We start from the raw sequence: 26,383 nt of genomic DNA on the forward strand, positions 1-26,383 counted from the left end.
CATGGACCGCCGCATTTTCGGGCTGGAGAACGAGTACGGCGTCACGTGCACGTTCAGGGGACAGCGGCGCCTGTCTCCTGACGAGGTGGCGCGGTACCTCTTCCGCCGTGTCGTGTCATGGGGCCGAAGCAGCAACGTCTTTCTGCGCAACGGTGCCCGCCTTTATCTCGACGTGGGATCACACCCGGAATACGCCACCCCCGAGTGTGACAACGTGACCGAACTGGTCACCCACGACAAGGCCGGGGAGCGCATTCTCGAAGGACTCCTGGTGGACGCCGAACGACGCCTGCACGAGGAGGGAATCGCGGGCGACGTCTACCTCTTCAAGAACAACACCGATTCCGCGGGAAACTCCTACGGGTGCCACGAGAACTATCTCGTCGCCCGGCACGGGGAGTTCTCCCGGCTCGCCGACATCCTCATCCCCTTCCTGGTGACCCGCCAGCTCCTGTGCGGCGCGGGCAAGGTGCTGCAGACGCCGCGCGGAGCCGTGTTCTGCGTCAGCCAGCGGGCCGAGCACATCTGGGAGGGCGTCTCCTCGGCGACGACCCGCTCCCGGCCGATCATCAACACCCGCGACGAGCCGCACGCGGACGCCGAGCGCTACCGCCGGCTGCACGTCATCGTGGGCGACTCGAACATGTCCGAGACGACCATGCTGCTCAAGGTCGGCGCCACCGACCTGGTGCTGCGCATGATCGAGGCGGGCACCGTCATGCGGGACCTCACCCTGGAGAACCCGATCCGGGCGATCCGCGAGGTGAGCCACGACATCACCGGCCGGCGCAAGGTGCGCCTGGCCAGCGGACGTGAGGCGTCCGCCCTGGAGGTGCAGCGCGAGTACTACGAGAAGGCGCTGGACTTCTGCGAGCGCCGGGGCATCCGCACCGGCACGGTGGAGCAGGTGCTGGAGCTGTGGGGCCGCACCCTGGACGCCATCGAGGAGGAGGACCTCGACCGCATCGGCACCGAGATCGACTGGGTCATGAAGTACAAGCTCATCGAGCGGTACCGGGCCAAGCACAACATGACCATGTCGAATCCGCGGGTCGCGCAGATAGACCTCGCCTACCACGACATCCACCGGCGTCGTGGTCTGTATTACCTCCTCGAGAAGCGGGGGCAGGCCGCCCGGATCTGCAACGACCTCAAGATCTTCGAGGGCAAGTCCGTGCCGCCGCAGACCACCCGGGCGCGGCTGCGCGGCGACTTCATCCGGCGGGCCCAGGAGCAGCGCCGGGACTTCACCGTCGACTGGGTCCACCTCAAGCTGAACGACCAGGCGCAGCGCACCGTGCTGTGCAAGGACCCGTTCCGCTCGGTGGACGACCGGGTGGAGAAGCTGATCGCCGGCATGTGACCGGTCGGGCCGGCCGCGCCGGTGCGGATGCGATGCCCCCGGGTGGTGACCCACACCACCCGGGGGCATCGGGCCTCCCGGCCGGGTGCGCCCTCTTTCGCCGGGGCGTCACCGCGTTCTCGTGGTCCACGGGGTCACAGGTCGTAGAGTGGCGGGCATCGCCCCCACGCCCCCGACTCCCAGTTGGACTGATGAACCACAACACGTACCGGCGCCTCGCGGCGCTGCTGGCCGTTCCCGCCCTGCTGTTCACCGCCGCGTGCGGCGCGGACGACGACAAGAACAGCGACTCCGCGGACGGCGTCGCCCAGGTCGAGGGGAAGTTCGGTCAGAAGCCCGAGATCTCCGACCCCAAGGACACCAAGCCGACCGAGAAGACCGTGGTCAAGACGGTGTCGGCGGGCAAGGGGGCGGCCGTCAAGGCGTCCGACTTCGTCCGGCTCGACTGGTCCCTCGTGAAGTGGGGCGAGGAGCAGGAGCTCGGCGGCACCTGGGCCACCGCGGCGGGCAAGAACCCCCGGCCGCAGTCCGTGGCCCAGCTGGGCAAGGAGGGCGGGCAGCTGCCCCCCAAGGTCCTGAACGCCCTGAAGGGTAAGCAGGTCGGCAGCCGCACCCTGGTGCAGGGCACCGCGGGCGACCTGATCGGTCCGGGGCTGAACCCCGCCTCCGGCGTCACCGAGAAGGACGTCCTGGTCTGGGTGGTCGACACCGTCGCCGCCGCCCCCGTCGACGCCAAGGCCGAGGCCAAGGGTGAGCAGGCGGCCACCGAGGACGGTCTGCCCGAGGTGAAGGCGGCGCCGCAGAAGGCCGCCACGATCACCGTCCCGAAGGGCGCCGAGGCCCCGAAGGAGCTCGAGGAGCAGGTCCTGATCAAGGGCGACGGCAAGAAGGTCGAGGCCGGTCAGGGACTCGTCGCGCAGTACACCGGCGTCAAGTGGGAGGACGGCAAGAAGTTCGACTCCTCCTGGGACCACGGCGGCGCCACCGCCTTCCAGATCGGCACCGGCTCGGTCGTGGCCGGCTGGGACCAGGGCCTGGTCGGCAAGAACGTCGGCGACCGCGTGCTGCTGGTGATCCCGCCGTCCCTCGCCTACGGCGCCAACCCGGGCAGCGAGCTGGCGAAGAACACGCTGGTCTTCGTCGTCGACATCGTGGGCACCGTCTGACCCGTGCGTCTGTGAAACTGTCAGGGTTCGCAGGTCACGCAACAAGGAGATATGTAGTGAGCATCGACAAGCCCGAGATCGACTTCCCGGGCGGCGAGCCCCCGGCGGACCTCGAGATCAAGGACATCTGGGAGGGTGACGGCGAGGTGGCCCAGGCGGGTCACACGGTCACCGTGCACTACGTCGGAGTCGCGTTCAGCACGGGCGAGGAGTTCGACGCCAGCTGGAACCGCGGGACCCCCTTCCGGTTCCCGCTGGGCGGCGGCCGGGTCATCCAGGGCTGGGACCAGGGCGTGCAGGGCATGAAGGTCGGCGGCCGCCGCCAGCTGACCATCCCCGCGCACCTGGCCTACGGCAACCAGAGCCCGACGCCGGCGATCAAGCCCGGCGAGACGCTGATCTTCGTGGTCGACCTGCTCGGCGTCTGAGCATCGCACCGCCGGCCGGCACCCGGTGATCGAAGCGATCACCGTACGGTCGGTTCGTCGTGCGACGTCCGGTCGGAAACCGATCGGAGCCGATCATCAGGGGTCCACGCCCGTCCGGGCGTGGGCCCTCGGCTTTTGCCGCGCCACCACGGAGCGGTACGGTCATCGGTCGTAAGCACCATAGGGAGGCGAAGGGCGTCGATGGCCATTGCCAAGGCCGAGCGGCTGATGAACCTGGCGCTGTGTCTGCTCGGGACGCGGCGGCCCCTCAGCAAGCGCGAGCTGCGTGAGTCCATCGAGGCCTACCTGGAGGCGGGCTCCACCGACTCCTTCAACCGGATGTTCGAGCGCGACAAGGACGACCTGCGCGAACTCGGACTCGTCATCGAGACCGTCGAGAACCTCGACGGCGAGACCGGCTACCTCGCCCGCCGCGACAGCAACCGGCTGCCGCCCATCACCCTGGACGCCGAGGAGGCCGCGGCGCTCGGGCTCGCCGCCAAGGTCTGGCAGCAGGCCCGGCTCGCCGGGGCGGCCAGCGGCGCCCTGCAGAAGCTGCGCGCCGCCGGGCTGCCCGACGACGTCGACCCGCACGGCACCCACAGCGCCCTCGAACCCCGCATCCCGGTGCACGAGGCCGCCTTCGAGCCGCTGATGCTCGCCTGCCGCGACCGCCGCCCCGTCGTCTTCGACTACCGCAAGGCCTCCGCCGCCCAGCCCGAGCAAAGGCACGTCGAACCGTGGGCGCTGGAGTGCTGGCGGGGCCACTGGTACCTGGCCGGCTGGGACCGCGACCGGGGCGCCGAGCGGGTCTTCCGGCTGTCCCGGATCACCGGCAGGGTGCGCTCGCGCAGCGGCCGGTTCACCGTCCCCGTGCCGGACGTCGTCACCGTGCGGGAGACCGTGGCGGGCTGGGCGGGGGAGACCGCCGACCGCTCGGCCCGCATCCGGCTGCGGACCGACGCCGGGTACCCGCTGCGCGCACGGGCCACCGCGGTCCGGGAAGTCGGCGACGGGTGGGACGAGTTGGAGATCCCGTACGGGCACGGCCTGGACGCCTGGCTGGTGGAGTTCGGACCGGACGTGGTGGTCCTGGAGCCCGCGGAGCTGCGGGCCGACGTGGTGGACCGGCTGCGCGCCGTCGCCAAGGGCTGAGGGGGAGCGGACAAGACGTGGCAGGAAAACCGGTCAGGCCCGTGAACGCCATCGACCAGACCCGGCGGATGCTCTCGCTCGTCACCTATCTGCGAGAGCGCCCCGGCGCCCGCATCGAGGACGTGGCGCGCGCCTTCGGCATCACCGAGGACGAACTGGTCTCCGACCTCGACGTGCTGCCCATGTGCGGCACCAGCTTCCGCGGCGGCGACCTGCTGGACATCGACACCGACGGCGAGCGCATCTGGTGGCACAACCCCGCCGCCCTCGGCGCGGAGACCGCCGAGCCGCTGCGCCTGGCCGCCGACGAGGCCACCGCCCTGCTGGTCGCCGCCCGCGCCGTGGCCACCCTGCCCGGCCTGCGCGAGAGCGACCGTCAGGCACTGCTGCGGGCCACCGCCAAGGTGGAGGCCGCGGCCGGGGAGGCGGCCGGCGCCAGCTCCCGGCTGTCGGTGACCTTCGAGTCCGAGGGCGGCGTCTTCGCCGACGTCGACCGGGCCATCGCCGAGCGCCGCCGCCTGTGGATCCGCTACTACTCGCCCGCGCGCGACGAGATCACCGAGCGCGAGATCGACCCGATCCGGCTGGTCAGCGTCGGACACACCTACGTCGAGGCCTGGTGCCGCCGCTCCGAGGCGCGCCGCACCTTCCGGCTCGACCGGGTCGCGGAGATCAGGATCCTCGACGAGCCGTCGGCGCCCCCGGAGATCGAACTGCGGGACCTGTCGGAGGGGCTGGTGCAGCCCGCTGCCGAGGACCCGGAGGTCGTGGTGGAGGTCGGCCCGGGCGGACGCTGGGTCGCCGAGTACTACCCGCACGACAGTGCGGAGGAGCTTCCCGACGGCGGGCTGCGCATCACCCTGCGGACCCCCGACCCGGCCTCGCTGAAGCGGCTGGCCCTGCGGCTCGGACGCGACGGCCGGATCGTCGTGCCGAGCGGGCTCGCCGACAGCGCCCGGCAGGCCGCCCGCGACGCGCTCGCGGCCTACGACGGGGTCGAGGCGGCCGGATGAGCGGGCCGCCCACGGCGCGCGTGGCGCGGGACGGACAGGACGACAGGCAGGAGCGAGTGCCGTGAGCGAGTCGGCGACGTCTGGTGTGCGGGGGATGACGGTGGCGTCCGCGTTCGCCGGGATGAGAAGCGTGGCCCCGGTCGTGTTCCGGGCGGGCTGTCCCGACTGCCGGGGACGGTTCGAGCTCGCGGCGAGCGCGCTGCGCCTGGTGGTCGGCGCGAGCAGCCGCACCACCTTCTACTCGTTCACCTGCCCCGAGTGCGCGGCCGCGGTCCGCAAGCCCGCCGGGGAGCGGATTGTGGAACTGCTCACGGGCGGCGGCGTCAGCACCCTGCGGCTGCACTCCACCGCGTAGGTCCCCGGCCCGCCCCGCGCGGGCGCGGGGCGGGAGCCCGCCGCCCGCCGCGACGGTCTAGGCTCGCCCCATGTTCTGGCCGATGTTCGCGGTTGCCGTGGGATTCGTGAGTCTCGTCGTACTGGGCGTGCTGGCCGTGCGGGTGTTCGTCGAGGCGGAACGCCTCGGCCGGCAGGTCACGGACTCCGCGCACCGCATCGGCCGCGCCGCCGAGGACCTGGAGCGGTCGGCCGCGACCGCGGCCCGCTCCGCCGAGGCCCTCTGAACAGGCCCGCGACGCCCGCCCCGGCACCCTCGCCCTGTCGGGCCGACGGCACCGGCAGGTACGCTGCTGCTCGCGGCCCGGAGAACGAGGCCCGGATCGCGGACGGGGAAGGACGCACGGGGATTGCCTCGCGTTCACCCCTGAGCGTTACGATCGCTGTCAGCACCATCGTCCGGGCGTGCGTCCGGTCGGACAGCAACCCCCGCAGCCTCGGTGAGAAGGTAAAGACTTATGTTCGGTGGCAAGATCGGCGCTCCCGAGATCATTCTCATCCTCGTCGTCGTCATCCTGTTGTTCGGCGCGAAGAAGCTGCCGGACATGGCGCGGTCGCTCGGCAAGTCGGCCCGCATCCTCAAGAGCGAGGCCAAGGCGATGAAGGAGGACAAGTCCTCCACCCCCGCCGACCCGCCGGCCCCCGAGGAGCCCTCGGCGCAGCGCACCATCCAGGCCGCCCCCGGCGACGTGACCAGCTCCCGCCCGGTGGCGGAGCCGACGGACACGACCAAGCGCTGACGCAGGGCCGGTGGACTCCGGCCCGCCGCACGAGATGGGGAACGTGGGTTGCTGAAGTCTGCCCGCAAGCAGGAGAAGGATCCGGAAGGGCGGATGCCCCTCGCGGAGCACCTGCGTGAGCTCCGCAACCGGCTCGCGAAGGCGCTGCTGGCCATCGTCCTGGTGACGGTCGTCGCGGCCTTCTTCTACACCGACATCATCAACTTCTTCACCGACCCGATCCTCAGGTCGGTCGGCTGCGGCCAGTCCTTCGAGGAACTGGCGCGCACCACACAGGACAAGGCGCAGCCCTGCGCCATGATCACGATCAACGGCCTGCTGACGCCCTTCACGCTGGCGCTGAAGGTCTCGCTGATGGCCGGCATCGTGTTCGCCGCGCCGGTCTGGCTGTACCAGCTGTGGGCCTTCGTCGCCCCCGGTCTGCACCGCCACGAGAAGAAGTACGCCTACGCGTTCGTCGCCACCGGCTTCCCGCTGTTCCTCGGCGGTGCCTACTTCGCGTACCGGGTGCTGCCGACCACCGCCAAGGTGCTCATCGACTTCACGCCCGGCAACGTCGACAACCTGCTGCCGCTGGACGACCTGCTCGACCTCGTGACGCGCATGGTGGTCGTCTTCGGGCTCTCCTTCGAGCTGCCGCTGCTGTTGATCATGCTCAACTTCACCGGGGCGCTGAGCGGCAAGCGGATGCTCGGCTGGTGGCGCGGCATGATCCTCGGCATCACGCTCTTCGCGGCCATCGCCACGCCCAGCACCGACCCGCTGACCATGATGGCGCTCGCCGGACCGATCTGGCTCCTGTACTTCGCCGCGGTCAGCGTTGCCCTGCTCAACGACCGACGCAAGCGGCGCCTGGAGGCCCTGGGCCCCGCCGACGACGAGGCCTCCGAGCTGGACCTGACCCCTGAGGCCGTCGACCCCGCGGAACCCGTGTCCGCCCTCCCCGAGCAGACGAACAGGGACCGGGTCAACGGTTATGACGACGTGACCTAGCCGGGGGACACACCTCGTAGGGTCGCTGCGTGACCAGCGAGATCACCCTCTTCGTCAACCCCACCGCGGGCCGCGGCCGGGGCGCCCGGGCGGCGCGCCCGGCCGCCGCCGCGCTGCGGGACGCCGGCTACGCGGTGCGCACCGTCCTCGGCGAGGACGCCGAGGACGCGCTCGCCCGGGCCCGGGCCGCCGTCGCCGACGGCACCGGCGCGCTGATCGCGGTGGGCGGCGACGGCATGGTGCATCTGGCGCTGCAGGCCGTCGCCGGCACCGGTACCCCGCTCGGCCTGGTCCCCGCGGGCACCGGCAACGACTTCGCCCGGGCCGTCGGCCTGCCGCTGCGGGACCCGGCCGCCGCCGGACGGATGACCGCCGACGCCCTCAAGTGCGGCCGGGTGCGCGACATCGACCTCGGACAGGTCGGCGACCGCTGGTTCGCCAACGTCCTCGCGTCCGGCTTCGACTCCCGGGTCAACGACCGCGGCAACCGCATGCGGCTGCCCGTGGGCCGGTTCAAGTACGACCTCGCGATGCTCGCCGAGCTGTCCGCGCTGCGGCCGATCCCGTACCGCATCACCCTCGACGGCGGCGAGGTCCGCGAGGTCGAGGCGACGCTGGTCGCGGTGGGCAACGGGCCGTCCTACGGCGGCGGCATGCGGGTCTGCCACGGCGCGGACCTCACCGACGGCCTGCTCGACGTCACGGTGGTCGGCGCGTGCAGCCGCAGCACCCTGCTGCGGGTGTTCCCCTCCGTCTACCGGGGGACCCATGTCGGCCACCCGGTGGTGACCGTCCTGCGGGCGGCGCGGGTGGAACTGGCCGCCGACGGGGTCACCGGGTACGCGGACGGTGAACCGGTCGGGGCGCTGCCCCTGACGGTGCGCTGTGTGCCTGCCGCCGTGCGGGTCGTGGGCCCCTGATCAGGACGGGTGGGCCTCTGATCAGGGCGGGACGCCCTCCCGCCGGGACCGGTCCGGTTAATGATCGTCCTGTTGTCGGTGCGGCCCGGTAGGCTCGAAAGCACGATGACAGAGGACCTCTCACCGGCCGAGCGGTACGCGGCAGCACGCAGGCGCGCTGCCGAGCAGGCCACCGCGCTCGCCCCCTTCCGCGAGATGTACGACTTCGGCCTCGACCCGTTCCAGATCGAGGCCTGCCAGGCGCTCGAGGCGGGCAAGGGCGTGCTGGTGGCGGCCCCCACCGGCTCGGGCAAGACGATCGTCGGCGAGTTCGCCGTCCACCTCGCCCTCGAACAGGGCAAGAAATGCTTCTACACCACCCCCATCAAGGCGCTGTCGAACCAGAAGTACGCCGACCTGTGCCGTCGGTACGGCAGCGGCAAGGTGGGCCTGCTCACCGGTGACAACAGCGTCAACTCCGACGCCCCGGTGGTCGTGATGACCACCGAGGTGCTGCGGAACATGCTGTACGCGGGGTCGCAGACCCTGCTCGGCCTCGGCTACGTGGTCATGGACGAGGTGCACTACCTCTCCGACCGCTTCCGCGGCGCCGTGTGGGAGGAAGTGATCATCCACCTCCCCGAGTCGGTGACCCTGGTGTCCCTGTCGGCGACGGTGTCGAACGCCGAGGAGTTCGGCGACTGGCTCGACACCGTGCGCGGCGACACCGAGGTGATCGTCTCCGAGCACCGCCCGGTGCCGCTGTTCCAGCACGTGCTCGCCGGGCGGCGGATCTACGACCTGTTCGAGGAGGGCGAGGGCCGCAAGAAGGCCGTCAACCCCGACCTGATGCGCATGGCGCGGCTGGAGGCGAGCCGTCCCCCGTGGGGCGACCGCCGCCGCGGGCGGGGGAACATGCGCGAGGCCGACCGCGAGCGGGAGCGCAGACAGCGCTCGCGCGTGTGGACGCCGAGCCGGCCGGAGGTCATCGAACGCCTCGACGCCGAGGGCCTGCTGCCCGCCATCACGTTCATCTTCAGCCGGGCCGGCTGCGAGTCCGCGGTCCAGCAGTGCCTGTACGCGGGCCTGCGGCTCAACGACGAGGAGGCGCGCGCCGAGGTGCGCTCCCTGGTCGAGGAGCGCACCGCGTCCATCCCGGCCGAGGACCTGCACGTCCTGGGGTACTACGAGTGGCTGGAGGGCCTGGAGCGCGGCATCGCGGCCCACCACGCGGGCATGCTGCCCACGTTCAAGGAGGTCGTCGAGGAGCTGTTCGTGCGCGGGCTGGTGAAGGCCGTGTTCGCCACCGAGACCCTCGCCCTCGGCATCAACATGCCCGCCCGCTCGGTGGTGCTGGAGAAGCTGGTCAAGTGGAACGGCGAGCAGCACGCCGACATCACCCCCGGCGAGTACACCCAGCTGACCGGCCGGGCCGGCCGGCGCGGCATCGACGTCGAGGGCCACGCGGTGGTCCTGTGGCAGCGCGGCATGAACCCCGAGCACCTCGCGGGGCTGGCCGGCACCCGCACCTATCCGCTGCGCTCCAGCTTCAAGCCGTCGTACAACATGGCGGTCAACCTGGTGGAGCAGTTCGGGCGGCACCGCTCGCGCGAGCTGCTGGAGACCTCGTTCGCCCAGTTCCAGGCCGACAAGTCGGTCGTCGGCATCTCCCGCCAGGTGCAGCGCAACGAGGAGGGCCTGGAGGGCTACAAGGCCTCCATGACCTGTCACCTCGGCGACTTCGAGGAGTACGCGCGCCTGCGCCGCGAACTGAAGGACCGTGAGACGGAACTGGCCCGGCAGGGCGCCGTGCAGCGCCGCGCGGAGGCCGCCGTCGCGCTGGAGAAGCTGAAGCCGGGCGACGTCATCCACGTGCCCACCGGCAAGTACGCGGGACTGGCCCTGGTGCTGGACCCGGGGCTGCCCGCGGGCCGGTCCAACGGCCACCGCGGGTTCGACCACCACGACGGCCCGCGCCCGCTGGTGCTGACCGCCGAGCGGCAGGTCAAGCGGCTGGCGTCGATCGACTTCCCGGTGCCCGTCGAGGCGTTGGAGCGGATGCGGATCCCGAAGTCCTTCAACCCGCGCTCGCCGCAGTCCCGTCGCGACCTCGCCTCGGCGCTGCGCACCAAGGCCGGGCACATCGCGCCCGAGCGGCACCGCAAGCGGCGTTCGCAGGCGGCCGACGACCGGGAGATCGCCCGGCTGCGCAAGGCGATCCGGGCGCATCCGTGCCACGGCTGCGACGACCGGGAGGACCACGCCCGCTGGGCCGAGCGCTACCACCGGCTGCTGCGCGACACCTCGCAGCTGGAGCGGCGGATCGAGGGCCGGACGAACACCATCGCCCGCACCTTCGACCGCATCGTGGCGCTGCTGACCGAGATGGACTACCTGCGCGGCGACGAGGTCACCGAGCACGGCAAGCGGCTCGCCCGGCTCTACGGCGAACTCGACCTGCTGGCCAGCGAATGCCTGCGCGAGGGCGTCTGGGAGGGGCTGGCCCCGGCGGAACTGGCCGCCTGTGTCTCCGCGCTGGTCTTCGAGGCGCGGGTCGCCGACGACGCGATGGCGCCGAAGCTGCCGTCCGGCAAGGCCAAGGCGGCGCTCGGCGACATGGTCCGCATCTGGGGGCGGCTGGACGCCCTGGAGGAGGACTTCCGGATCTCCCAGACGGAGGGCGTGGGCCAGCGGGAGCCGGACCTCGGTTTCGCCTGGGCCGCCTACCTGTGGGCGTCCGGCAAGGGCCTCGACGAGGTGCTGCGCGAGGCGGAGATGCCGGCCGGCGACTTCGTGCGCTGGTGCAAGCAGGTCATCGACGTGCTCGGGCAGATCTCCGCCGCGGCGCCCGCAGTCGAGGGGTCCACGGTCGCGAAGAACGCCCGCAAGGCCGTGGACGGACTGCTGCGCGGGGTGGTGGCCTACTCCTCCGTGGGCTGACGCCCGCGTCCCCCGACGTCCTTCCGTTCCCCGAAGCCCGGTGCGCCCCGTGCGCGCCGGGCTTCTGCGTCCTGTGCGCCCCCGCGCCGGGCATCATCCGCCGCTTCCGCGGGCAGGACTCGGCGGGACGCCCCTCCCCGGGCATTCGGGCAGGACACGGTGCCGGGCCCGGCCGGTGCGATTCTTCACTCGTGACGGTGAGTGGCATTCGTACGCCAGTGCGCCATCACGGCGTGTGTTCGATCTGCGTCGCAGCGTGCAAATGGACTTGAGCGTACCGCTGCCCCGGGGGCCATCTCCGGCACTTGCTGAATATGACTCGGCGATGATCCGGTCGGACTAAGCTCGCCCGCAGCGCACCCAGTTGGGATGAATTCGTGCGCCTGTTCCTCTTTGCGTGGAATTCCCGCAATCGCTGCCCCGCTTGTTTCCCGCACCGTCCCCCGACCACCAGCCGATTCCTTCCAGAGGGCCCACATGGTGAGTGTCCAATCCCCGCCCGGTCGCCGTGAACTTCCGTACGCGCGCGTCCTGTTGCTCCCGGCGATACTGATGGCCGCGGCGACCGGAGCCGCCGTCGCACTGGTGACGGAACCCGCCCGGCTCGCCGTCGGTGTCTGCGGCGCCGTCGCCACCGCGCTGGTGATCGCCTCCGCTGCGGAGGCCGCGCGCCGCGGCCGTGTCCTGCGGGACGCGCGCGCCGAGCACGAGCGTCACCGAGCGTATCTGGAGGCGCGCATCGCCGCCCACGACACGGAGACGCTGCACTTCGCGCAGGAGGTCACCCCCGGCGCACTGGAGTACCTGCACCGCGGCAACTCACCCCACGAGGTGATCCGCGACCTGCCCAAGCTGAACCCCGCCTGGCGCGACCTGCCGGACTACCAGATCCAGCTGCTGCGCATCATGCTGCGGATCATCGACGACGAGGAAACCCTGCGGGACTCCTCCGCCCGGTCCTTCGTCAGCATCGCCCGCCGCGTCCAGGCCATCGTCCACCAGCAGGCCCAGGAACTCCGCGAGATGGAGGAGGACCACGGCCGCAACCCCGAGGTCTTCGACGACCTGCTGCGCATCGACCACGGCACCGCCCTGATCGGCCGCCTCGCCGACTCCATCTCCGTCCTCGGCGGCGGCCGCCCCGGACGCCAGTGGCCCCGGCCCGTCGCGCTGTACAGCGTGCTGCGCGGCGCGATGTCCCGCATCCTGGAGTACCGCCGCATCGACCTGAAGTCGATCGCCAAGGTCAACGTCAAGGGCATCTCCGTCGAGCCCGTCATCCACGCCGCGGCCGAACTCCTCGACAACGCCACGCGCTACTCGCCGCCCCAGACCAAGGTGCACGTCACCGCCGTCGAGGTGCAGACCGGCGTGGCCATCGAGATCGAGGACGCCGGGGTCAGCCTCGACGAGGAGGCCCGCGCCCGGATCGAGGGCATGCTGGACCGCGCCCAGCGCGGCGTCGACCTCCAGGACCTCGGCGAGAGCCCTCGCCTCGGCATCGCCGTCGTCGGCCGGCTGTGCGCCGCCTACAACATGCAGGTGTCGCTGCGGGCCTCCGCCTACGGAGGCGTCCGGGCCGTCCTCGTCGTCCCCAGCGAGATGCTCACCGACCAGCCCGGCGTCGGTCTCGCCCACGGCATCGGGGCGACCGCCGTCCCCATGCAGGTCGACGCGCTCCCCGGCCCCGAGCGGGCCCCCAAGAAGCGCCGGCCCACCAGCCCGCGCATCCCCGCCACGGTCTCCATGGAGGACGAGGTCCCCGAGGTCACCGAGTGGACCCCGGGCGGACTGCCGCAGCGCCGCAGCCGGGTGAAGACCTCACTGACCCAGCGGTACGCCGAGCAGGCCGCCGCGGAGCGGGCCGAGCGGGAGGCCGCCGCGCGCGGCGAGACGACGCCCTGGACCACGCCCGAGCCGGAGCCGGCGCCCAAGGACGACCGCGAACCCGGCCTGTGGGTCGACGCGTTCTGGGACGGCCTGAAGAAGGACCTCGACCCGGGCGTCCACCCAACTGACTTCACCCGGAACCCGACCGCCTACCTGCATCTCATCAACGACCCGGCCCGAACCGAGGCCGACGACGAGGGGAACCTCAAGTGATCCAGCAGCGAGCCAACTTCGACTGGATGCTCAAGGAGCTCGCCGACGGTGTGCCCGGCGTGGAAATGATCGTGGTCCTGTCGGCCGACGGTCTGCGCATCGCCCGCTACGGCGGTGAGCCGGACGCCGCCGACCGCGTGGCCGCCGCGTGCGCCGGCGTGCAGAGCCTGGCCGGCGCGGTCGCCCAGGAACTGCCGCGCAGCGACGGCGAGATGAAGATGGTGGTCATCGAGATCAACGGCGGCTACTTCTACCTGATGGCGGCCGGCGCCAACGCCTACCTCGCGGTCCTGTCCGACATGACCTGCGAACCGGGCCGGATGGGCGGCATGATGCGCGACCTGGTCGTCCGCATCGGCGCCCATCTGACCAGCCCGCCCCGACGGAACGGGCAGACCGTATGACTCCTCCGCAACGCCAGAGGCGCAGTCCCCAGGAGGATCCCCCTCCCCGGCCGCCGGCCCAGGGCAAGGACGGCGAGGGCGGCAACCCGGAACGCCTGTACGTCGTCGCCGGCGCGGACGGCGGCCGGGCCGAACTCGACCTCGTCACGCTCATCGTGGCGCGCGCCGAGGACCCCCCGCCGTCGGCCACCCCCGAGCAGGCGGCACTGCTCCGGCTCTGTGCCGCACCCCTGTCCGTGGCCGAGCTGTCGGCCTACCTCAGCCTGCCGTTCAGCGTCGTGACGGTGCTGCTCACCGAGATGCTGACGGCGGAACTCGTCCAGGCGCGCGCCCCGATCGTCCGGCAGGCGCTCCCGGACCGTTCCCTTCTCGAAGCGGTGATGCATGGACTTCAAAGGCTCTGACACCGTCCCCGGACCGCGCACCGAGGACCAGTTGCCGCACACGGCCCAGGCCGCGGCGAAGATCGTGATCGTCGGGGGGTTCGGGGTCGGCAAGACGACCATGGTCGGCTCGGTCAGCGAGATCCGGCCGCTGACCACCGAGGAGACCATGACCCAGGCCGGGATCGGGGTCGACGACAACTTCGGGTCGGCGACCAAGACGGCCACCACCGTGGCCATGGACTTCGGCCGCATCAAGATCACCGACCAGCTGGTGCTCTACCTCTTCGGCACCCCGGGCCAGGAACGCTTCTGGTTCCTGTGGAACGGCCTGTTCGAAGGGGCGCTGGGCGCGGTGGTGCTGGTCGACACCCGTCGGCTGGAGGTGAGCTTCGACGTCATGGGGCGCCTGGAGGAGCGCGGGGTGCCCTTCGTCGTCGCCGTCAACTCCTTCCCCGACGCGCCCCGTTACCCGCTGGAGGACCTGCGCACCGCGCTCGACCTGTCCAAGGACGTCCCGATCATGGAGTGCGACGTGCGGCGCCGGGCCTCCAGCCGCGACGTCCTGATGACCCTCATGCGGTTCCTGCACTCGCTCGCCATGACCCGCTCGCTCACCTGACCCCCTGCCCGCCACCCCCCGACCCCTCGCGATTCCCCAGTTTGCGGAGCGACCACAGTGACGCCTGAATCCCACGCACCGACCACGACGGACACCTCCCGGACCGGCCCGCCCCCCGGCTGCCCCGCGCACGGCCTGGGCCCCGGAGGACTGCGCCGGCTGCACGAGTCGGACGACCTGAGAAAGCTCTACGAGGAGCTGCGGGCCGAGCACGGCCCGGTGGCACCCGCCCTGCTCCACGACGACGTGCCGGTGTGGGTGGTCCTCGGCCACGCCGAGAGCCTGCACATGGTGCGCACCCCCGCCCAGTTCTGCCGGGACAGCCGCATCTGGTCGCCGCTGCGGGAGGGCCTGGTCAAGCCCGACCACCCGCTGATGCCGCACATCGCCTGGCAGCCGATGTGCTCGCACGTCGAGGGCGACGAGCACAAGCGGCTGCGCGGCGCGCTCGACAGCGCCATGGCGACCATCGACTACCGCACGCTGCGCCGCCAGATCAACCGCTACACCCAGCGCCTCGTCAACAACTTCTGCGAGGAGGGCGAGGCCGAACTCGTCGGCCAGTACGCCGAGCACCTGCCGATGGCCGTCATGTGCCAGATCCTCGGCATGCCCGACGAGTACAACGACCGCATCGTCGAGGCCGCCCGCGACATGCTCAAGGGCACCCGGACGGCGATCGCCAGCAACGCGTACATCATGGACGCCCTGGCCCGGCTCACCGCCCGCCGCCGGGCCGAGCCGCAGGACGACTTCGCCAGCCACCTCGTCCGGCACCCGGCCGGCCTCACCGACGACGAGGTCCGCGAGCACCTGCGGGTGGTGCTCATCGCCGCCTACGAGACCACCGCCAACCTCCTGGCGAACGTGCTGCTGACCGTGCTGACCGACCCGCGCTTCCGCGCCCAGCTCAACGGCGGGCAGATGACGGTCCCGGAGGCCGTGGAGCAGCTCCTCTGGGACGAGCCGCCGTTCAGCACCGTGTTCGCCTACTTCGCCAAGCAGGAGACCGAGCTCGGCGGGCAGCGCATCCGGCGCGGCGACGGGCTGCTGTTCGCCCCCGCCCCGGCCAACGTCGACCCCCGGATGCGTCCCGACCCGACCGCCAACATGCAGGGCAACCGCTCGCACGTGGCGTTCGGCGGCGGGCCGCACGAGTGCCCGGGGCAGGACATCGGCCGCGCCATCGCCGAGATCGGCGTCGACGCGCTGCTGATGCGGCTGCCGGACGTGGAGCTCGACATCGACGTGGACGAGCTGGAGTACACCGAGTCCATCGCCTCCCGGCACCTGGTGGCGATGCCGGTCCGGTTCATGCCCCGCCCGCCGCAGGACGTGACCCAGCGGCCGAACCACGACCAGGAGCCGCAGCGCCGTTCCGCCTGGCACATCGGCGCCCCCGACCCGCAGCCGGTCCCGGCCGCCGCGCCCGCCCCGGCGGCCGAGCCGCCGGCCGCCGCGCCCGTGCCGCTTCCCCCACCGCCGCCGCGGCCGGAGGCGGAGGCGGACCGCCCGCGGGGCGCGTGGCAGCGCTTCCTGAGCTGGTGGCGGGGCTACTGACCGGCGGCCCAGTCCTCGGGACGATGCCAGGCCGCGAGCACCCGGCCACTGCGGAAGCGGTGCTCCACGCCCGTCACCGGGTCGGTGAACTCCAGCGTCCGCGCCAGCAGTTGCAACGGCCGCCGGAAATCGCCGGCCGGGACGGACGGCGCCACCTCCGGGTACAGCGGGTCGCCGAGCAGCGGGACGCCCAGGGCGTTCATGTGCACCCGCAGCTGATGCGTCTGCCCGGTGCGGGGCAGCAGCCGGTAGCGGCCCAGGCCGTCCGCACGGTGGCCCAGCAGCTCGACGCGGGTCTCGGCGTTCGGCTCGCCCGCGACCTCCCGGGCGGCGAGGACCCCGCGCTCCTTGACGATCCGGCTGCGCACCGTCCGGGGGAGCGCCAGGCGGGGATCGTACGGGGCGACGGCCTCGTACTCCTTGTGCACCCGCCGGTCGCGGAACAGCGTCTGGTAGGCGCCGCGCACGTCGGGCCGCACCGTGAACAGCACCAGCCCGGCGGTGAGCCGGTCGAGGCGGTGTGCGGCACCCAGCTCCGGGATGCCGAGGTCCCGGCGCAGCCGGGCGAGCGCGGTCTCGGCGACATGGCTGCCGCGCGGGGTGGTCGCCAGGAAGTGCGGCTTGTCCGCGACGACGATGTGCTCGTCGCGGTGCACGACCTCCAGCGGGAACGGCACCGGCACCTCGGCGGGCAGGTCCCGGTGGAACCACAGGAACATGCCCGCCGCGTACGGGGTGTCCGGCGGCACCGGCCGCCCGTCCGCGCCGACGACGCGCCCCGCGTCGAACAGGGCGTCGACGGCCCCGGGGCCGGCCGAGAGCCGCTCGGCCAGGTGGTCCCGCACGGTGGCCCAGCGCTCCCCGGCGGGCAGCCGGACCCGTACGGGGTCCACGCCGTCGCGTTGCGGCAGGGGAGCGGGCGGGATCCGGCGTCTGCGTCTCACGGCGGCCAGCGTACGAGCCACCCGGTCCGTGCGCCGCGGCGCGGCCGCCCCGGACCTGAGGGGAGGGGCTCAGGCGGCCGGGCCGTCCGGGCCGTGCGGGGTGTCGTGGCGGGCGGCCCGCTTCACCCGCGCCTCGACCTCGTTGCGCGGGATGCCCTCGGCACGGGCGTACTCGCTCACCGCGACCTGCACGTCACGGGCCAGGTCGCGCCACGCCCGCCAGGCGGTCTCCCAGGCGGCGGTCTGCTCGCCGCTCCACTTGGTCCGGGTGGGCGGGCCGAAGGAGTCCTGCACGTGCCGCACGCGCACGTGTGCCTCGTCCGCCGCGCGCTGCTTGGCCACGAGCTCGTCGAAAGTATGTGCCACGCGCCCGGATCCTGGCCGCCGGCGCCCGGCCGGGGCCCTCGCCACGCCGCCCGGTGCCGCCGCGGCGGCGGGTCTTCACCCGACCGGCGCCCACGCCCGAGGCCGGCCGGGCGGTCAGGCGGTCGCCGGGGTCCGCTCCTGCTCCGCCTCGATGCGGGCGTTCCACTCCGGCTTCGACGCCTGCCAGCCGTCCTCGTTGTGACCGCGGCGCCAGTACCCGGAGATCGACAGGTCCTCGCGTGCGATGCCGCGGTCCACCCGCAGCAGCCGGCGCAGTTCCTTCACGAAGTGCGCCTCACCGTGCACGAAGGCATGCACCCGCCCGGCGGGGAACTCCAGGCCGCGCACGGCCTCCACCAGGGCCTCGCCGACGGGACGGTTCCCGCGGTGCAGCCAGACGACCTCGACATCGGAGTCGATCTTCTGCTCCTCCTGCGGCCCCGCGATCTCCACGAACGCGTGCGCCCGCGCCCCGCGCGGCAGGGCCTCCAGGGCGCGTGCGATGGCCGGGAGGGCGCTTTCATCGCCGGCCAGCAGGTGCCAGTCGGCCTCCGGGTCGGGCGCGTAGGCGCCGCCCGGTCCCACGAAGTGCACCGTCTCGCCCGGCCGGGCGCGCAGCGCCCACGGGCCGGCCAGCCCCTCGTCGCCGTGGACGACGAAGTCCAGGGTCAGCTCGCGCAGTTCCGGGTCCCAGTGGCGCACCGTGTACGTCCGGGTCACGGGCCACTGCTCGCGCGGGAACTCCGCCCGGATCCGCTCCACGTCGAAGGGCTCCGGGTAGGTCACGCCGGCGGCGGGGAACAGCACCTTCACGTAGTGGTCGGTGCAGGTGTCCGCGGCGAAGCCGGTGAGACCGTCGCCGCCCAGGACCACGCGCTGCATGCCCGGCGTGAGGCGCTCCGTGCGGACGACCCGGGCGGAGTGCGTCCTGCGCTGCCGACGTACCGGTCGTTCTGCCATGGAGGCCTCCCTGCCATTGGTTAGGTTTACCTAAGTTAGCACCTTCCGTCGGGGAAGACCTCCCTCTTCCGGGCTGCGCGGCCGGTCGTGGGGTGCTTCGCGAGCGCGGCACCGCGCCGCGCGGAACGCCCCGCCCGGCCGCCGCCGTCAGCGCGTGAGCGTCGTCAGCAGCCGCTCCAGCGACCCGCCCAGACCCCAGCGGCCGGCCAGCGTCCGGAGGCCCTCGGGGTCGCGCGGGGCGCGCGGCACCTCGGTCCCGACGTCCGGGAGCGGCACGTCGTCCGCCACCCGGACGACCTTCGGAGCGACCGCCAGGTACGGCCGCGCCTCGTCCAGGCGCGTGCGCTGCGACGGCGTGAGCTTCGCCTTCCGGTCGTCCACGGCCGCCAGGATCCCGGCCAGGTCGCCGAACTCCGCGAGCAGCTTGGCGGCCGTCTTCTCCCCGATGCCCGGCACGCCCGGCAGGCCGTCGCTCGGGTCGCCGCGCAGCAGCGCCAGATCCGCGTACCCCCGGCCGTCCACGCCATACTTCTCGCGCAGCGCGGCCTCGTCGGTGATCTGCAGGGTGCCGACGCCCTTGACCGGGTACAGCACCCGCACTCCGCGCGCGTCGTCCACCAGCTGGTAGAGGTCGCGGTCCCCGGTGACGATGTCCACCGGGCCACGGGCCCGCGCGGTGAACGTGCCGATGACGTCGTCCGCCTCGTAGCCGGCGACCCCCACCCGCGCGATGCCGACCGCGTCCAGCACCTCCTCGATGACCGGCACCTGCGGGGAGAGGGTGTCCGGCACCTCCTCCTCGTCCGGCCCCGTCTCGTGTTCCTCGGCGACGCGGTGCGCCTTGTAGGAGGGGATGAGGTCCACCCGCCACTGCGGACGCCAGTCGGCGTCCATGCAGGCCACCAGGTGGTCCGGCCGGTGGTCCCGGACCAGGCGGTCGATGAAGTCGAGCAGTCCGCGCACGGCGTTCACCGGTGTGCCGTCCGGGGCCCGGACGGACTCCGGGACGCCGAAGTAGGCGCGGAAGTACAGGGAGGCGGTGTCGAGGAGCATCAGTCGTCCGGTCACGGACCGCATCATGCCGCACCCCGCCGACAGCGCCCCGGAGCCGCGGACGGGCACGCCGCACAGCGTGCAACGCGTTGCGCTGGACGCGTCCTCTGTGAGGCGTGCCACGAAGGTGTTTCGCCCCGGCGAAACCGGGGAGGCGCGGGCCCGGAGCGATGCCGGTTGCAGGTTCAACTGTTTCGCAGTGTTGAGCCTGTTCCGCGTATCGCTCCCTTCCATTGCCGTCGAGAGCAAGAGGTACGCGTGTCATCCAGGCTAGAGGCCGAGCACCTGTACAAGGTGTTCGGCAGACGACCGGACCAGGCGGTCGAGAGACTGCGCCAGCAGAAGACCGACCGGGAGGAGCTGCGCTCCGAGGGCGTCACCGCCGCCGTGGTCGACGCCTCCTTCACCGTGGAGCCCGGCGAGATCTTCGTCGTCATGGGTCTGTCCGGCTCCGGGAAGTCCACCTTGCTGCGGATGCTCAACGGCCTGCTCGAGCCGACCGCCGGCCAGGTGCGCTTCGACGGCCAGGACCTGACGGGCCTGTCCGACCGCGAGCTGCGCCAGGTGCGCGCCCGGAAGATCAGCATGGTCTTCCAGCACTTCGCGCTCTTCCCGCACCGCAGCGTCCGTGAGAACGCCGCGTACGGTCTGGAAGTGCAGGGCGTGCCCCGCGCCGAGCGCGAACGCCGCGCCGACGAGGCGCTCGCCCTGTGTGGCCTGGCCGGCTGGGAGAAGTCCTGGCCCGACGAGCTGTCCGGCGGCATGCAGCAGCGCGTCGGTCTGGCCCGTGCCCTGGCCACCGACGCCGACCTGCTGCTGATGGACGAGTCGTTCAGCGCCCTCGACCCGCTGATCCGCCGCGACATGCAGGACCAGCTGATCGAGCTGCAGAAGAAGCTGAAGAAGACGATCGTCTTCATCACCCACGACCTCAACGAGGCCATGCGCCTGGGCGACCGCATCGCCGTCATGCGGGACGGCCGGATCGTGCAGATCGGCACCGCGCAGGACATCCTGATCCGCCCGGCGAACGACTACGTGGCCTCCTTCACCCAGGACGTCGACCGCTCCCGGGTGCTCACCGCCGGTGCGGTGATGGAGCGCGAGACGCGCGGCGACGAGGCCGACTGCGGCTGCGAGACCGCCACGGTCCAGACCCCGTTCAACGAGCTGTGCGCGATCAGCGCCCGCGTCCCCCACTCGGTGGCCGTCCTCGACGGCGACCGGGAACTCGTCGGCATCGTGCCCCGCCAGCGTCTCATCGGCTTCCTCGGCGACGAGGCGGCCGACCCCGGGGTCTGCGACACCCCGCGCCAGGGCGGCGAGAAGGTGATGGCCCGTGCCTAGGATCCCGCTCGGCGACTGGGTCAACAGCACCGTCGACTGGCTCCTCGCCAACGTCACCTGGCTGTTCGACTTCTTCAAGGCCGTCTTCACCGGCGCCTACGACGGTGTCAACGCCGTCCTGCAGGCACCGCACCCGCTGATCCTCTGCGGCATCTTCGCGGTGATCGCGTTCTGGCTGCGCGGCACCTTCGCCGGTGTCCTCACCTTCTTCGGGTTCGCCTTCCTCGACTCCATGGAGTTGTGGGAGGACTCGATGGTGACGCTGGCCCTGGTCATCGTCGCCACCGTGATCGCCCTGGTCATCGCCGTGCCCGTGGGCATCTGGGCGGCCCGCTCGGACCGCGTCAGCGCCGTGGTGCGGCCGGTCCTGGACTTCATGCAGACGCTGCCCGCGATGATCTACCTCATCCCGGCGATCCTGTTCTTCGGAACGGGCCCGGCGCCCGGCATCGTCGCCACCCTGATCTTCGCGCTCGCCCCCGGTGTGCGCATGACCGAGCTGGGCATCCGGCAGGTCGACAAGGAGCTGGTGGAGGCCGCCGAGGCGTTCGGCACCTCGCCGCGCAACACTCTGCTGCGGGTCCAGCTCCCGCTGGCCCTGCCCACGGTGATGGCGGGCGTCAACCAGGTCATCATGCTGGGCCTGTCCATGGCCGCCATCGCGGGCATGGTCGGCACCGGCGGCCTGGGCGGCGCGGTCATCGAGGCCATCGGCCAGCTGAACATCGGCCTGGGCGCCGAGTCGGGTCTCGCCATCGTCATCCTGGCGATCTACCTGGACCGCATGACCAGCGCCCTGGGGACGCAGGTCTCCCCGCTCGGCCGCCGCGCCGCGGCGCGCACCCGGGCGGCCCAGGGCCTGAAGATCTGGTCCTACCGGCCCCGTCCGCAGGTCGCGGTCGTCGGTGTCGTCGTCCTCGCCCTGGTGGCGGGCGGCATGAGCATCTTCGGCGGCACCGGCGGCGGCACCGCCCCGGCCGCGGACGCCAAGAACGTCGGCGACGGCAAGAAGATCAGCATCGGCTACATCCCCTGGGACGAGGGCGTCGCGTCCACGTTCCTGTGGAAGGAGATCCTCGAACAGCGCGGCTTCGAGGTCGAGGCCAAGCAGTTCGAGGCGGGCCCGCTGTACACGTCGCTCGCCCAGGGCACCATGGACTTCCAGACCGACGCCTGGCTGCCGACCACGCACGACCCGTACTGGAAGAAGTACGGCGACCGCATGGACGACCTCGGCTCCTGGTACGAGGAGACCTCGCTGGAGCTGTCCGTCCCCGCCTACATGGACGGCATCGACTCCCTCGAGGACCTCAAGGGCAAGGCCGGCACCTTCGGCGGCAAGATCACCGGCATCGAGTCCAGCGCCGGCATGATGGGCCTGCTCAAGGACAAGGTCCTCAAGGACTACGGCCTCGACAAGGAGTACAAGGTCGTCGACAGCTCCACCCCGGCGATGCTGGCCGAGCTGAAGCGCGCCTACAGCAAGAAGGAGCCCGTCCTCGTCACCCTGTGGTCGCCGCACTGGGCCTACAGCGACTACGACCTGAAGAAGCTCAAGGACCCCAAGGGCAGCTGGGGCAAGGGCGACGGCGTGCACACGGTGTCCCGCAAGGGCTTCGCCGACGACCACCCGGTGGTCGGGCAGTGGCTGCGTGACTTCTCCATGTCGGAGGAGGAGCTCACCAGCCTGGAGGCCGAGATCAACAAGGCCGGCAAGGGCCGGCAGCAGGACGCCGTCCGCACCTGGCTGAAGGCCAACCCGGGCATCGTCGACAAGCTGGCCCCGGTCGGCTCCGGCTCCGGCTCCGGCGACACCCCGGCCGAGGCGAAGCGCGCCCTGGACGTGGCGTGGTTCCCCTGGGAGGAGGACGTCGCCATCACCTACCTGTGGAAGAACGTCCTCGAACGGCGCGGCTACAAACTGAACCTCAAGCAGATGGACGTCGGCCCGGTCTACACCGGCCTCGCCTCCGGGGACCTCGACCTCAACTTCGACGCCTGGCTGCCGCACTCGCAGAAGAACTTCTACGAGCCGAACAAGGACAAGCTCACCGACCTGGGGACATGGTACGAACCGGTCTCCCTGGAGCTCTCCGTCCCGTCCTACGTCAAGGACGTGAAGTCGCTCGCCGACCTCAAGGGCAAGTCGGACCTGTTCAACGGCCGGATCGTCGGCATCGAGCCGGGCACCGGCCAGATGGACATCCTCAAGAACAAGGTCCTGCCCGCCTACGGCCTCGACAAGGAGTACACGGTCGTCGACGGCTCCTCGCCGGCGATGCTGGCCGAGCTCAAGCGGTCCTACGCCAAGAAGAAGCCCGTCGCCGTCACGCTGTGGTCGCCGCACTGGTCCTACAGCGAGTACGAGCTGACCAAGCTGGAGGACCCGAAGCGGGCCTGGGGCGCGAGCAACACCATCCACACCATCGCGAGCAAGAAGTTCCCCGAGCAGTACCCGCAGCTCACGAAGTGGATCAAGGGCTTCACGATGAGTGAGGACGAGCTCGGCACGCTGGAGAAGGAGATCAAGGACCGCGGTCAGGGCAAGGAGGAGGAGGCGGTCGCCGCCTGGCTCGAGGACCACCCGGACGTCGTGGGGCGGATGACCCCCGGCTGACACCCGGCTGACCGGACACCACACCGGCCGCACCCCGAGGGGCGGGCCCGGACCGCGACCTGACGGCGCGGCCGGGCCCGCCCCTCGGGCCGTTCCGGGGCCCCACCCGGGCCCGGGGGAAGGGCCCCGCACCCCGGGCGGGTGCACGGAAAGGATCCGGACAACCACGGACCGCAAGGCCCTCCCCGGACCTCCCCGTGACCTTCCGCCGCGGACAGGGAAGAATGGCGGGAACACCCCCGTCGCACCCGCACGGGGACGCCGGCGGACCGCCGATCCGCTGGCGTGATCTGTCAGGTCGGGCCCGGCGGGGCGTGACGGCGACGTGACAGGCGCATGAATCGGTTTGCCGAACATGCGTAGGGTGCAGACACCCCAGCAGACGGGGTGCGCCGCAACCACCGGCGCACCGGGCACGGGACGACGGCGAAGGAGGGAGCCGGAGCGATGGGCGACCACAAAGAACAGCCCCTGCGGGTGGGCGCCGCCGTACGCCGGCGACGCCGCGCCCTGGACCTGACCCTTGCCGTCGTGGCCGAACGCAGCGGCCTGTCCGTCCCGTTCCTCAGCCAGATCGAGAACGAGCGGGCACGCCCGAGCCAGAGCTCCCTGGAGAAGGTCGCCGACGCCCTGCGCACCACGGCGGTGGAACTCCTCGCCGCCGCCGACCCCGCGTGCAGCGTCGACGTCGTGCGCGCCGAGGACACCGACCCGCCCCTCGCGCCGCGGGCCCGCTCCCTGGTCCGGGGCCACCACCAGATGCACGCCTCCGAATTCACCGGCGACCACGACGCCGGACGCGAATTCCAGTTCCGCAACGACCAGTTGATGTACGTGGCGGACGGTGCCGTGGAGATCGAGGCGGAGGGCCGCGCCTACCGCCTGGGCCGCGGCGACACCCTGTACCTGACCGGAGGCGTCCGGCACCGCTGGCGGGCCACCGTCGCGGAGACCCGGCTCGTCGTGGTCGCCGTGGCCGAGCACATCGAGGCCGTCCACGACAGGCCGCGCCGGTGAGCGCCCCGCGGGTCGTCTCCCTCGTCCCGTCCCTCACGGAGGCGGTGGCGCTCTCCGCGCCGGGTGCCCTGGTGGGCGCCACCGACTGGTGCACGCACCCGGCCGGCCTGGACGTGGAGCGGATCGGCGGCACCAAGAACCCCAAGGTGGACCGCATCGTCGCTCTCGCGCCGGACCTGGTCGTCGCCAACGAGGAGGAGAACCGGGAGCCCGACCTGGCCGCCCTGCGCGCCGCGGGGCTGACGGTGCTGGTCACCGAGGTGCGGACCCTCCCGCAGGCTTTCGGCGAACTGGACCGGGTGCTCACGGCCTGCGGGCTGACCAGCCGCCCGCGCTGGCTGGACGAGGCGGAGGCGGCCTGGGCCGCCGTGCCCCCGCCCGAACGGCACCGCACGGCCGTGGTGCCGATCTGGCGCCGTCCCTGGATGGTCCTCGGCCGTGACACCTTCGCGGGCGACCTGCTGTCCCGCCTGGGATACGACCACGTCCACGCCGGCCACGCCGAGCGGTACCCGCGCGTCCCGCTCGACGAGCTGCGCGCCGCGGCCCCGGACATCGTGGTGCTGCCCGACGAGCCGTACCGCTTCTCCGCCGAGGACGGCCCCGACGCCTTTCCCGGCCTGCCCTGCGCCCCGGTCAGCGGGCGGCACCTCACCTGGTACGGCCCGTCCCTCGCGGAGGCGCCCGCTCTCCTCACCGCGGCCCTGCGGGCGCCGCTGCGCTGACGGAGCGACCGCGGACGCGGGGAAGACCACCGGGGCCGCGCCCCGGCGCCGCGTGAGGCGACCGCCCCGGAGGAGGTCCCCGGACGCGGCATAAGCTGGGCTTATGAGCCCGACGGACGACGACCACCCCACCGGCCACTCCGCGCACGCCCCGGGGTCCCTCGCCCACCGGGTGCCGGACCTGGGGGCGTTGCAGCTGCTGCTGGCGGTGGCGCGGCTGGGCAGCCTCGGCGGGGCGGCCCGCGAACTGGGCATCACCCAGCCCGCGGCCAGCAGCCGCATCCGCTCCATGGAACGGCAGCTCGGCGTGGCCCTGGTGGACCGCTCACCGCGCGGGTCCCGGCTCACGGACGCCGGGGCCCTGGTCACCGACTGGGCGCGGCGCATCGTGGAGGCGGCCGAGGCGTTCGACGCGGGGGCGCAGGCGCTGCGCGACCGCCGCGACTCCCGCCTGCGCGTCGCGGCGAGCATGACCATCGCCGAGTACCTGCTGCCGGGCTGGCTGCTGGCGCTGCGCGCGGAACGGCCGGACACCGCGGTGTCCTTGCTCGCGGGGAACTCCACGGCGGTCGCCGCGCTCCTGCTGTCGGGGGAGGCGGACGTGGGGTTCGTCGAGGGGCTCACGGTGCCCTCCGGGCTGGACTCCGCGGTCGTCGCGCACGACCGGCTGATCGTGGTGACGGCCCCGTCCCATCCCTGGGCCCGGCGGCGGAGCCCGCTGGCGGCGGAGGAACTCGCGGCGACCGCCCTCATCCTCCGCGAGGAGGGTTCCGGCACCCGGCAGGTCCTGGAGGCCGCCCTGGGCGGGCTGGCCCGCCCGCTGATCGAACTGTCCTCCACGACGGCGGTGAAGGCCGCCGCGGTGAGCGGCGCGGGGCCCGCGGTGCTGAGCGAACTGGCCGTGGGGGACGAGCTGGCGCTGCGCCGGCTGATCCGCGTCCCGGTGAACGGCATCGCGCTGGCCCGTGACCTCCGCGCCGTCTGGCCCACCGGCCACCGCCCCACCGGCCCCGCTCGTGACCTGCTCTCCCTGACCCGGGCCTGAGGGGCCCGTCCGGGGCGGTGGCGCAGGGGCTTCGGCCCCTGACCCGGGCCTGAGGGGCCCGTCCGGGGCGGTGGCGCAGGGGCTTCGGCCGGGGTGCGTCGCCGCCGACCGGTGGCTCGGCGGAGGGACCGGGCCCCGGCCCGTCCC

General features: G+C 72.3%; 25 protein-coding genes. 21 read left to right on the forward strand and 4 right to left on the reverse strand.

Annotated features, from left to right (window positions below; all coding sequences use genetic code 11):
• The first annotated feature begins 1 nt into the window (after position 1).
• The 16 genes from pafA (at position 2) to ACIRPP_RS16010 (ending at position 16,162) form a co-directional block, all read left to right on the forward strand.
• Positions 2-1,363 carry a Pup--protein ligase gene (gene pafA / locus ACIRPP_RS15935; RefSeq protein WP_403642536.1) on the forward strand — a complete coding sequence of 454 codons (1,362 nt, stop codon included), beginning with the start codon at positions 2-4 and terminating at the stop codon, positions 1,361-1,363.
• A gap of 191 nt (positions 1,364-1,554) precedes the next feature.
• Positions 1,555-2,529, forward strand: a complete 975-nt coding sequence (locus tag ACIRPP_RS15940) for an FKBP-type peptidyl-prolyl cis-trans isomerase (RefSeq protein WP_403642539.1) — start codon at positions 1,555-1,557, stop codon at positions 2,527-2,529.
• Between the two features lie 56 nt (positions 2,530-2,585).
• A complete protein-coding gene (locus ACIRPP_RS15945; RefSeq protein WP_403642542.1) occupies positions 2,586-2,957 on the forward strand; it encodes an FKBP-type peptidyl-prolyl cis-trans isomerase in 372 nt (123 codons plus the stop codon).
• Between the two features lie 201 nt (positions 2,958-3,158).
• Entirely contained in the window at positions 3,159-4,112 is a 954-nt protein-coding gene (locus ACIRPP_RS15950; protein WP_403642544.1) for a helix-turn-helix transcriptional regulator, read from the forward strand.
• Positions 4,113-4,129: 17 nt separating this feature from the next.
• Positions 4,130-5,125: a helix-turn-helix transcriptional regulator gene (locus tag ACIRPP_RS15955; protein WP_403642546.1), complete on the forward strand. Its 996-nt coding sequence runs from the start codon at positions 4,130-4,132 to the stop codon at positions 5,123-5,125.
• 61 nt (positions 5,126-5,186) lie between these two features.
• Complete coding sequence (locus ACIRPP_RS15960) at positions 5,187-5,480, forward strand: hypothetical protein (protein WP_164346682.1); 294 nt, start codon at positions 5,187-5,189, stop codon at positions 5,478-5,480.
• A 70-nt stretch (positions 5,481-5,550) separates the two neighbouring features.
• Positions 5,551-5,745 carry a hypothetical protein gene (locus tag ACIRPP_RS15965; protein ID WP_164346680.1) on the forward strand — a complete coding sequence of 65 codons (195 nt, stop codon included), beginning with the start codon at positions 5,551-5,553 and terminating at the stop codon, positions 5,743-5,745.
• Between the two features lie 231 nt (positions 5,746-5,976).
• Positions 5,977-6,258, forward strand: coding sequence for a Sec-independent protein translocase subunit TatA (gene tatA / locus ACIRPP_RS15970; protein ID WP_403642550.1), 282 nt, complete (start codon positions 5,977-5,979; stop codon positions 6,256-6,258).
• Between the two features lie 48 nt (positions 6,259-6,306).
• Complete coding sequence (tatC, locus tag ACIRPP_RS15975; protein ID WP_164335129.1) at positions 6,307-7,251, forward strand: twin-arginine translocase subunit TatC; 945 nt, start codon at positions 6,307-6,309, stop codon at positions 7,249-7,251.
• A gap of 29 nt (positions 7,252-7,280) precedes the next feature.
• Complete coding sequence (locus ACIRPP_RS15980; protein WP_403642554.1) at positions 7,281-8,171, forward strand: diacylglycerol kinase; 891 nt, start codon at positions 7,281-7,283, stop codon at positions 8,169-8,171.
• Positions 8,172-8,231: 60 nt separating this feature from the next.
• Complete coding sequence (locus tag ACIRPP_RS15985) at positions 8,232-11,090, forward strand: DEAD/DEAH box helicase (RefSeq protein ID WP_403642557.1); 2,859 nt, start codon at positions 8,232-8,234, stop codon at positions 11,088-11,090.
• A gap of 477 nt (positions 11,091-11,567) precedes the next feature.
• Entirely contained in the window at positions 11,568-13,193 is a 1,626-nt protein-coding gene (locus ACIRPP_RS15990) for a sensor histidine kinase (RefSeq protein WP_403642560.1), read from the forward strand.
• Positions 13,190-13,597: a roadblock/LC7 domain-containing protein gene (locus tag ACIRPP_RS15995; RefSeq protein ID WP_164338453.1), complete on the forward strand. Its 408-nt coding sequence runs from the start codon at positions 13,190-13,192 to the stop codon at positions 13,595-13,597. Before ACIRPP_RS15990 ends, ACIRPP_RS15995 begins: the two co-directional genes overlap by 4 nt.
• Positions 13,594-14,001 (forward strand): DUF742 domain-containing protein, encoded by a 408-nt coding sequence (locus tag ACIRPP_RS16000; RefSeq protein WP_164344110.1) that lies wholly within the window; start codon positions 13,594-13,596, stop codon positions 13,999-14,001. Before ACIRPP_RS15995 ends, ACIRPP_RS16000 begins: the two co-directional genes overlap by 4 nt.
• Complete coding sequence (locus tag ACIRPP_RS16005; protein WP_192229802.1) at positions 13,982-14,602, forward strand: ATP/GTP-binding protein; 621 nt, start codon at positions 13,982-13,984, stop codon at positions 14,600-14,602. The genes ACIRPP_RS16000 and ACIRPP_RS16005 overlap by 20 nt, the downstream gene beginning before the upstream one ends.
• Positions 14,603-14,659: 57 nt before the next feature.
• Positions 14,660-16,162, forward strand: coding sequence for a cytochrome P450 (locus ACIRPP_RS16010; RefSeq protein ID WP_403642565.1), 1,503 nt, complete (start codon positions 14,660-14,662; stop codon positions 16,160-16,162).
• Here ACIRPP_RS16010 and ACIRPP_RS16015 read toward each other — a convergent pair.
• The 4 genes from ACIRPP_RS16015 to ACIRPP_RS16030 all read right to left on the reverse strand — a co-directional run bounded on the left by ACIRPP_RS16015 (position 16,156) and on the right by ACIRPP_RS16030 (position 19,509).
• Complete coding sequence (locus ACIRPP_RS16015; protein ID WP_403642568.1) at positions 16,156-17,106, reverse strand: RluA family pseudouridine synthase; 951 nt, start codon at positions 17,104-17,106, stop codon at positions 16,156-16,158. The genes ACIRPP_RS16010 and ACIRPP_RS16015 overlap by 7 nt on opposite strands.
• Positions 17,107-17,175: 69 nt before the next feature.
• Positions 17,176-17,472 (reverse strand): hypothetical protein, encoded by a 297-nt coding sequence (locus ACIRPP_RS16020; RefSeq protein WP_403642570.1) that lies wholly within the window; start codon positions 17,470-17,472, stop codon positions 17,176-17,178.
• A gap of 114 nt (positions 17,473-17,586) precedes the next feature.
• Positions 17,587-18,432 (reverse strand): siderophore-interacting protein, encoded by an 846-nt coding sequence (locus tag ACIRPP_RS16025; protein WP_403642573.1) that lies wholly within the window; start codon positions 18,430-18,432, stop codon positions 17,587-17,589.
• 147 nt (positions 18,433-18,579) lie between these two features.
• On the reverse strand, positions 18,580-19,509 hold the full coding sequence (locus ACIRPP_RS16030; protein ID WP_403643056.1) for a 5'-3' exonuclease H3TH domain-containing protein: 930 nt from the start codon (positions 19,507-19,509) through the stop codon (positions 18,580-18,582).
• A gap of 234 nt (positions 19,510-19,743) precedes the next feature.
• Between ACIRPP_RS16030 and ACIRPP_RS16035 the strand changes: the two genes are divergently transcribed.
• The 5 genes from ACIRPP_RS16035 (at position 19,744) to ACIRPP_RS16055 (ending at position 26,236) form a co-directional block, all read left to right on the forward strand.
• Complete coding sequence (locus ACIRPP_RS16035) at positions 19,744-20,832, forward strand: glycine betaine/L-proline ABC transporter ATP-binding protein (protein ID WP_403642576.1); 1,089 nt, start codon at positions 19,744-19,746, stop codon at positions 20,830-20,832.
• Positions 20,825-23,449: an ABC transporter permease/substrate binding protein gene (locus ACIRPP_RS16040; protein WP_403642578.1), complete on the forward strand. Its 2,625-nt coding sequence runs from the start codon at positions 20,825-20,827 to the stop codon at positions 23,447-23,449. Before ACIRPP_RS16035 ends, ACIRPP_RS16040 begins: the two co-directional genes overlap by 8 nt.
• Positions 23,450-23,896: 447 nt before the next feature.
• Entirely contained in the window at positions 23,897-24,466 is a 570-nt protein-coding gene (locus ACIRPP_RS16045; RefSeq protein ID WP_403642581.1) for a helix-turn-helix domain-containing protein, read from the forward strand.
• On the forward strand, positions 24,463-25,191 hold the full coding sequence (locus ACIRPP_RS16050; RefSeq protein ID WP_403642583.1) for a helical backbone metal receptor: 729 nt from the start codon (positions 24,463-24,465) through the stop codon (positions 25,189-25,191). The genes ACIRPP_RS16045 and ACIRPP_RS16050 overlap by 4 nt, the downstream gene beginning before the upstream one ends.
• Positions 25,192-25,294: 103 nt before the next feature.
• A complete protein-coding gene (locus tag ACIRPP_RS16055) occupies positions 25,295-26,236 on the forward strand; it encodes a LysR family transcriptional regulator (RefSeq protein WP_403642586.1) in 942 nt (313 codons plus the stop codon).
• The last annotated feature ends 147 nt before the right edge of the window (positions 26,237-26,383 follow it).

It is taken from the genome of Streptomyces sp. NPDC101219, assembly GCF_044767675.1.
In the GTDB taxonomy this organism is placed as follows: Bacteria; Actinomycetota; Actinomycetes; order Streptomycetales; family Streptomycetaceae; genus Streptomyces.

Excerpts from the sequence above, each read along its gene's own strand:
- pafA (WP_403642536.1), top strand. The coding sequence starts at position 2 with ATGGACCGCCGCATTTTCGGGCTGGAGAACGAGTACGGCGTCACGTGC.
- ACIRPP_RS15940 (WP_403642539.1), top strand. The coding sequence starts at position 1,555 with ATGAACCACAACACGTACCGGCGCCTCGCGGCGCTGCTGGCCGTTCCC.
- ACIRPP_RS15950 (WP_403642544.1), top strand. The coding sequence starts at position 3,159 with ATGGCCATTGCCAAGGCCGAGCGGCTGATGAACCTGGCGCTGTGTCTG.
- ACIRPP_RS15965 (WP_164346680.1), top strand. The coding sequence starts at position 5,551 with ATGTTCTGGCCGATGTTCGCGGTTGCCGTGGGATTCGTGAGTCTCGTC.
- tatA (WP_403642550.1), top strand. The coding sequence starts at position 5,977 with ATGTTCGGTGGCAAGATCGGCGCTCCCGAGATCATTCTCATCCTCGTC.
- ACIRPP_RS15985 (WP_403642557.1), top strand. The coding sequence starts at position 8,232 with ATGATCGTCCTGTTGTCGGTGCGGCCCGGTAGGCTCGAAAGCACGATG.
- ACIRPP_RS15990 (WP_403642560.1), top strand. The coding sequence starts at position 11,568 with ATGGTGAGTGTCCAATCCCCGCCCGGTCGCCGTGAACTTCCGTACGCG.
- ACIRPP_RS16000 (WP_164344110.1), top strand. The coding sequence starts at position 13,594 with ATGACTCCTCCGCAACGCCAGAGGCGCAGTCCCCAGGAGGATCCCCCT.
- ACIRPP_RS16005 (WP_192229802.1), top strand. The coding sequence starts at position 13,982 with ATGGACTTCAAAGGCTCTGACACCGTCCCCGGACCGCGCACCGAGGAC.
- ACIRPP_RS16025 (WP_403642573.1), bottom strand. The coding sequence starts at position 18,432 with ATGGCAGAACGACCGGTACGTCGGCAGCGCAGGACGCACTCCGCCCGG.
- ACIRPP_RS16030 (WP_403643056.1), bottom strand. The coding sequence starts at position 19,509 with ATGCGGTCCGTGACCGGACGACTGATGCTCCTCGACACCGCCTCCCTG.
- ACIRPP_RS16045 (WP_403642581.1), top strand. The coding sequence starts at position 23,897 with ATGGGCGACCACAAAGAACAGCCCCTGCGGGTGGGCGCCGCCGTACGC.
- ACIRPP_RS16055 (WP_403642586.1), top strand. The coding sequence starts at position 25,295 with ATGAGCCCGACGGACGACGACCACCCCACCGGCCACTCCGCGCACGCC.